This window comes from Terrimonas sp., from assembly GCF_003075435.1.
GTDB lineage: Bacteria > Bacteroidota > Bacteroidia > Chitinophagales > Chitinophagaceae > Agriterribacter.
Map to the genome: position 1 here is coordinate 1 of NZ_QCZJ01000055.1, position 6,811 is coordinate 6,811.

9 protein-coding genes are annotated in these 6,811 nt (G+C 36.1%); all 9 read right to left on the reverse strand.

What is annotated here, in order from left to right; translation table 11 throughout:
* Positions 1–331: 331 nt before the first annotated feature.
* Positions 332–823: a HEPN domain-containing protein gene (locus DC498_RS25580; protein ID WP_116876967.1), complete on the reverse strand. Its 492-nt coding sequence runs from the start codon at positions 821–823 to the stop codon at positions 332–334.
* A complete protein-coding gene (locus tag DC498_RS25585) occupies positions 820–1,920 on the reverse strand; it encodes a GmrSD restriction endonuclease domain-containing protein (RefSeq protein WP_116876968.1) in 1,101 nt (366 codons plus the stop codon). The genes DC498_RS25580 and DC498_RS25585 overlap by 4 nt, the downstream gene beginning before the upstream one ends.
* A 287-nt stretch (positions 1,921–2,207) precedes the next feature.
* Positions 2,208–3,053: a CPBP family intramembrane glutamic endopeptidase gene (locus DC498_RS25590; RefSeq protein ID WP_116876969.1), complete on the reverse strand. Its 846-nt coding sequence runs from the start codon at positions 3,051–3,053 to the stop codon at positions 2,208–2,210.
* Positions 3,054–3,302: 249 nt separating this feature from the next.
* Positions 3,303–3,650: a hypothetical protein gene (locus tag DC498_RS25595; RefSeq protein ID WP_116876970.1), complete on the reverse strand. Its 348-nt coding sequence runs from the start codon at positions 3,648–3,650 to the stop codon at positions 3,303–3,305.
* A 12-nt stretch (positions 3,651–3,662) separates the two neighbouring features.
* A complete protein-coding gene (locus tag DC498_RS25600) occupies positions 3,663–3,974 on the reverse strand; it encodes a DUF2695 domain-containing protein (RefSeq protein WP_116876971.1) in 312 nt (103 codons plus the stop codon).
* A 218-nt stretch (positions 3,975–4,192) separates the two neighbouring features.
* Positions 4,193–4,729 carry a hypothetical protein gene (locus DC498_RS25605; protein WP_116876972.1) on the reverse strand — a complete coding sequence of 179 codons (537 nt, stop codon included), beginning with the start codon at positions 4,727–4,729 and terminating at the stop codon, positions 4,193–4,195.
* A 217-nt stretch (positions 4,730–4,946) separates the two neighbouring features.
* The gene (locus tag DC498_RS25610; protein ID WP_116876973.1) at positions 4,947–5,252 is read right to left on the reverse strand and encodes a hypothetical protein; all 306 of its coding nucleotides are present in this window, start codon (positions 5,250–5,252) and stop codon (positions 4,947–4,949) included.
* 6 nt (positions 5,253–5,258) lie between these two features.
* Positions 5,259–5,555: a hypothetical protein gene (locus tag DC498_RS25615; protein WP_116876974.1), complete on the reverse strand. Its 297-nt coding sequence runs from the start codon at positions 5,553–5,555 to the stop codon at positions 5,259–5,261.
* Positions 5,556–5,799: 244 nt separating this feature from the next.
* On the reverse strand, positions 5,800–6,648 hold the full coding sequence (locus tag DC498_RS25620) for a hypothetical protein (protein WP_116876975.1): 849 nt from the start codon (positions 6,646–6,648) through the stop codon (positions 5,800–5,802).
* Positions 6,649–6,811: the final 163 nt, after the last annotated feature.

The window sequence follows — 6,811 nt, forward strand, 5'->3', positions numbered from 1 at the left end:
GAAATTTGTTTACGTCTGCCGTCCTGTAACTCTTTATACATTTCGTCGTAAGTCTTGTAACCTAAAAGTCGCAGAAATGTATATTTCAAATTCATTGGTGGATGTCAATTAGTATTGCAGCTTACGTTCGAGTATTTGCGAAGGCAGGGAATTCATTGATTGTCCAGCCCGGTACAAATGCCATTTGAAAATATGTTGTTAAAGTTAAGAACTAAAGCTGAAAATTGAACGTCGAGCCCGAACCGCTGCTGATGCTTGCACATAGCTGATGTTACATTGTCCAGCCCTGCTTTTGCAAATACTTTTGTTAGCGGCATGGGCATCGTCACCATTAAGTAGCTGCAGGAATTAAGTCACATTGAGCTTCTAAGTATTTAATAACTTCTACGGTCTTATTGTGATATTCCCTTATCCTTGTCAAGGTAATATCCGAATCTTTTCCATGAGCAATTTTATGTCTGTCACGAATTATATAATTTAGTGCTGTACTTCTTTCTTCAGCTTGTAAAAATGTATTTAATACTGGTTCCCATTCTGGCTTAAAGCTTTTAGCAATGTCCCTGAACTTGTCAGAATTTGGGTTTTGTATTTTGTTAAGAGTGATTGTTGCAAATGAAATTACAGCAGGACTTGCAGTCTCATTTTTAACATAATCTGTGTAAATATGGTGCATGGCATTTTCTAAAAATCCAGAGCATAAAATGCAAACGTATTTGGCAATATGAGAGCGCATTTCATCATCTTCTTCAAACGTTGATTCTGCGGTCGAAATGAGATTTAGAATTTTTTCAGATTGCCTTCTCAGTTCCTCGTTGTGAATCATAATTGAGAAAAGTATTTGTCAACTAATAGATGTCGTTCTTTGAAAACTGCGTCATCAGAAGTTCCACTATTGACTGATTTAATAAATGCGGGGTCATTTAATAATTGCTGATGAGCACTTTTGAAGTTTTCTAGATTGGGTGTTGTCCCTTTCTCTTCTATAATTTTTGCAACTCCGACAGTAACAGCTTCAAAGACTGAAACATTCAAAACGCCTTCTGGTCTAAAGGCACTTTTACCTACACTATTTTTAAGAAACGTAATACTGTCTTTAAAAAATTGTCTGCTCGAATCAATAAATGGTTGATCCGGATTTCTAAACCTTTTATTGAATTTGTTTAGAAATTCAACCATCGGCTTAGAATATTTATCTGCTCTATAAAAAGCTGCAAAAAATCTTAAAATCAATTCTTTGTCCTTGAGTCGAGCATTTTCAGGACCAAACATATCCCGCCAATCTTTATAATTATTTAATTCCTCAATTAAATCGTTTAATTCACCATAGTAGATTGCAGTCCTTATTTCTTGGGGAGTGAGTTTTTTGCCACCATTATTTAGTCGTTCGAAAACATGATAAATACTTGTATTCTCATTGTCAGGTGCTTCTTGTTTAACTATTGTGGCGTGAACAATTGAATCGTCTAATTTTATTCTGTCATTTTCTTCTAATTTTTCATAAGTCAATCCCTCAAAATGCTTTTGGACTTTTGTCAGTTTAAATATCCTTTTGGTTTTTTGATGGTCTTTGGGATTAAAGAATCCTTCGTAGAAAAACTGCAATGATTTAAGTCTTTGTTGACCATCAATTATTAAAAGTTTGTTAGTTTCAGATTCCTTTGCAAGAAAAACTCCTGGGATTGGTAATCCTAACAAAAGAGATTCAATTAGTCTTGACGCTTCAGATTGATTCCAAACATAGTCCCTTTGAAAATCTGGAATAAAAATATCGCCTTTTTGAAGTCGTTTAACAAGTCCGTCAACAGTATAGTCCGCACCATAAGTAGAAATGTCGTACTTAACGGGAGCGACTTCTTCATCTTGTTCGTCTTGGTCTTGAATTGGCTCTTCTGGCAGTTGTTCTACAGTTTCGTCAGGCATATATAAATTGATTTTGTTTTAATTGCTTTTAAAATTAGTGTTTTTAAGTTATGTGAAGTGTCCAATTGCCTTGCCGCTAACGGTTCGGTATTGCCGAAGGGTGGGAAATAGAATTCCGTCAAGCCCGGCAACCGAAGTTGATTAATGATCTTTTGTTGATAATTTATTCATAAGCCAAATTTATAACGTCGTGCCCAAACTACAGCCAAATTGAAAAACCAAAAGTTGAAACACGGCTTTCGTCAAGCCCACCTTTTGGCAATACATTTGTTGGCTGTAGTGCTTCATTATACAGTCAGTTGATTATTGTGTGTCCATTTACGAATGGCTAAAATAAAAAGCATAAACGCTAAGGCGGTTACAGCAGTTGTTAGTAACAATTGTCCGTTGAATAATTGCACTTTGTCATTGCTAACAACATTTATTAAAGATGGTTTTAATTGTCCGTTTACTGGGTCGTTAGGGTTCAAGTTTGAAAAAACAAAATAATTAACCCAATTGCCACCAAGATGAATTCCAATAGGAAAATATAATGTTTTGGATTTGAGGAAAGCTGTTGCATAAAGCACATGCCCTAAACCCGTAATTAGTAAAATTGTCATTGCAACGGGGTCACCAAACGCAGAACCGTTTATCCAATGCGAAAGGATAAATAAACTTGCAAAAATTAAATTTGCTTTTGCAACATTTGTGATTTCTACCGTTTTCTTAAAACAAATTCCTCTGAAAGCTAATTCTTCAAGCATAACTGTTGGAAACAATAACCATAATCCTTTCAAAACATAGGAACCTTCAAAAGTTTGATTAAAAATAACAGGATAACCTTTTATAAACGCAATTATATACACAAGAGGAATAATGAATAGTCCCCCAATAACAAATCCAAAAAAAGCAAAACCAATATTTTTAAACTTTAAATTTAGTCCTAACTCTGAAAGATTTTTTCCTTCATTTTTATATGCTTTCCAAGTGATAAACAAAATAGCAGCAATTACTATAACGTTTGCAATTTGAGGTTGCATTCTTAATAGGCCATTGAGAATAAATCCTCCAAGAATAAAGGTTGTCAATACAAAACCGATAAATAAAAGAATAATTTTTTTGATTTGAGATTTATAAGAGGTCGTGTTCATATAGTTTATTTAAACAATTACGATGTCAAAACGCATTACAGCCAACGAACAGGGCTTTGTGCAGGTTGGGAAATAGAATTCCGTCTGCCCGGAACCGCTGCTGATTAAAAATATAAAGTTGAAATTAAGAACTAATGCTTGGATTTATTCGTCAAGCCCGAACAAAAGCTGAACAGAATTGTAAATGCTCATTGTTATTCCGTCTGCCCAACTTGCGCAAAACCCAATGTTGCCTGCTGGCTTGCTTGGTCAGTAAAGTTGTATTTCAATTTCCTGTTTAATAATGTCAATACTAAACCACTTATCAAAGTCAGTTTGTGGGATACATTCTGCTATGTCCAAATTTCTTGTGTACCTACTTAATGCTTTGTTCCCAAACTTTAATGTCAAACTGTAAACGCCTTGTCCATCTTTGCCTACATAGGCTTTCAATTTCGTTTGTCTATTATCATTGATGAACTTTTGCGAATAGTAATTGTCAGGTTCTGATAGCAAAATACCGTCACACCAAAATCCTTTCACTTTTTCATCTCTTATACTCTCAAGTGCTTCACAAATTTTGTATTCAAGTGTTTCGCAAAAGTCCTGGTCTAACATTATCAAAATAGTTTACAGAATTGCATTGTCGTCAAATTTTTCTTCCACGTTAGCTAACACTTCACAATCACAATATCCACCATTTTCACCCAGCCATTTTGTGATTTCTTCAAGGTTTTCAAGATTTAGAGATTGTAAGAAAGCAACAGAGAATTTAAGTGTGTCGTCGCAAGGATTGTCAGTAAGTTTCTCGTCTAAAAAATCAAACAACGCTTCAAAGTTTTCACGGCTTGTCGGTAAACTATTCTCAAAGTCTTGTCGTGTTTTGAGCCTTAAATCTCTTGCAATTTGTTTCCGTCGTTCAATTTCGTTTTTGTCAGGCATAAATTATTAGAGTGTGTCAAAATAAGCTTGCAGGCAACGAGCAGGGCTTTATGCAGGTTGGGAATAGAATTCCGTCAGCCGACAACCGCTGCCGATTAAAAAACTGAAGTTGAAGTTAAGCACTAAGGCTCAAAGTTGTTTGTCCAGCCCGAACCACAGCCTGGATTTGTAATTAGTTGATGTTACAATGTCATGCCCAACTTGCATAAAACCCAATGTTATACGGCGTTTTGTCTGTCAAAGTCAAGTTGCGGATAGACAACATCTTTAATGTAGTCCATAATCCAATCGTCAGCTAATCTTAATTTGTCTTGTCTTTTGTTAAGTTCACCAATTACCCTCTTTTTCAATTGGTCATCTCGTTGAGAATTGTCCTCGTTTGTGTTGTCATAAACAATAACACAAAGTGCATCCATCAACAAGTCTCTTTTGTGGTCAGGAATTGTAATGTTGTCGAGAACTTGTAAAATCATGTCTAAATACTGCTCGTCAGCTAACAAAAGTTCTTCGTCCTGTGGCATCAAGTACAAGTCCGAGTTTATTGCCCACTCTTTCAACAAGTCAAGGTCAAGGTTAGGTCTCTCGTAAGCAGTTGTAAAAGTCGTTGAAGAACAGTTACTACATTTTTGTCCAAGCGTTTTGTCGATGTCAAACAGCTCAAAAGCAGCCTCCCGTTTTGTCACAAAGAGTTTTTCAACATGGTGGCACACCGTGCATGTTCTTTCTATTTTGTATGTCTTGTTAGACTGTGTCATTAAATGCCGGATAACGGTTGAGCATTTGTGTTTGTGGCGGAATTTGGAAAACGTCCCGCTGGGAACAAATGCTGAATAAAGATACAAAGCTCATTGTTAATTCTATAGCCCAATTTATAACGTCCTGCTGGAACTGCAGATGATAGATAGGTGAAGCTGAGGCGGTGTTATCTGTCCGCCGACATAACACAAATGCACGTGTAAGCGGTAGTGCATGTTACTTTCCAAGCAAATTAGCCCTAAATGTATCTATGTTAAAAAGCCCGAGTTTCTGTCCACCGTATAAGTCATAAACGTCGCAGCTAAATTTTGATTTTAGTTTTTTAAGAATGGGCTTTAACTGAGTCCATGTCAACTCATTTACTTTGTTTAAGGGAATACAAATACCGATTGCGTCACCTCCATCCACTCCGAGCCCCGGCATTGGTATAAAATCAAAGCTTAAATTGTTCGAGTAGATTTCTTGATATAATTTTTTGAAATCAAGTTTTTTATTTGTCTCTGCAATAATATTAAATGCCACGATAGTTTATTTTATTATATCAATGGTAATATTGTTAGGCTTGGAATACTTAGTCCTTATTTCATTTTTTATTTGTGCACAAGCTGTATCATTAATTTGTTGCCCACGAACATCAATTTTTATTAGGTGTTTACAGTCTTTTGGAAGTTGCGTATCGTAATAGTTGAGCCGACCAATAATAAAACGTATAGTCCTATTAATATTCTGTGGTGAGGAAACGTCATGGTTATAAATATAAACGAATTCGTTTCTGTCTGTATTGGCAGCCTCAGGTGTTACTTGTCCCCAGTCTAATGTTTCCATAATGTTGATGGTGCTGGTATTGCATTACCGCTTACGAGCAGGGCTTTATGCAGGTTGGGAATTAGTATTCCGTCCGCCCACAACCGCTGCTGATTGAAAATATAAAGTTAAATTTAAGAACTAAAGTTGAAAGTTGTTTGTCCAGCCCGAACCACAGCTTGGATTTGCAATTTGTTGATGTTTGCTGGTCATGCCCAACTTGCATAAAACCCAATGTTATAGGCAGCTCTTTTGTCAAACCTGATTACCAAAGTTTCCATTTACTTTTTTTCGTCAATGCTTTAATTGTCTGTTTAGTTGTTGGTTTGGGTTTTGTTTTTTCGGATTCAAATTGTTGGTCGGCAACTTGAATAACCCAAACGTCAAAGTCAGCGACAAATCCGTTCATTGATTTATTAATGTCGTAATTAATTTGAACTTCTATTGTGTCAACTTTTTCAATTAAATGGGCTATGAGCTTATGTCGAATGGGCAAGTACCATTTAATATTGAAGTTGTTGTCCCAATTAGCATAGTTGGCAATTAAAACCTCGGCATTTTCGAAATCTTTTTTTGTCGGTTTTGTTGGTTGATTTATTCTTGTTGTTGCAAGAAGGGTGTGTCCATACTCAGTATCTTTTATAGCTTCTAAAACTACTGCACCCCCATAATTTCCATTTGCAAGTTTAAATGTCAAGCAGTCACCTTTCTCAAACGGCGGCTGTTTGATTACTTTCTTTTTTCTCGATTTTGCTTTAGGTCTTTCAGTTTGTAAGTCAGCCAAAAATTTGTCAAGAACAACCTTTCTTTTTTTAATGTCTTTTTCATCAGCATCAAGCCTTCGCCAAACTTCCAGGTCTAAACCTGTTTCAATTATTTGCTTTACTCTTTCTAAAATTTCAGTGTCAAGTTGCTTGCATTCCCATTGTGCTTTTGCTAATGCAAACCAGAAATTATTACTGTCTTCAGGTTCATTGATAGTTTCTTGATTGTCGGTAATTAACTTTTTGGAAATGTCTTCTACTGATTGTCCGTCATTATAAAGGTCAAAGAATTCATCGTATATGTCTGCGTAAGTGTCGTTAGATGATATTGCTGTTCCCCATGCTCCCATAGTTTGGTGGTGTCGGTTTAGAGTTGCCTATAACGGTACGGGTCAAGTAGGCAAAGGCATTTCAGCCTAAGCCTCTCACAGAACCGTACGTGAACCTCTCGATTCATACGGCTCTTGACATACAATCTTAGATTTTACTCAATGACCAGTGGACAAATATGTT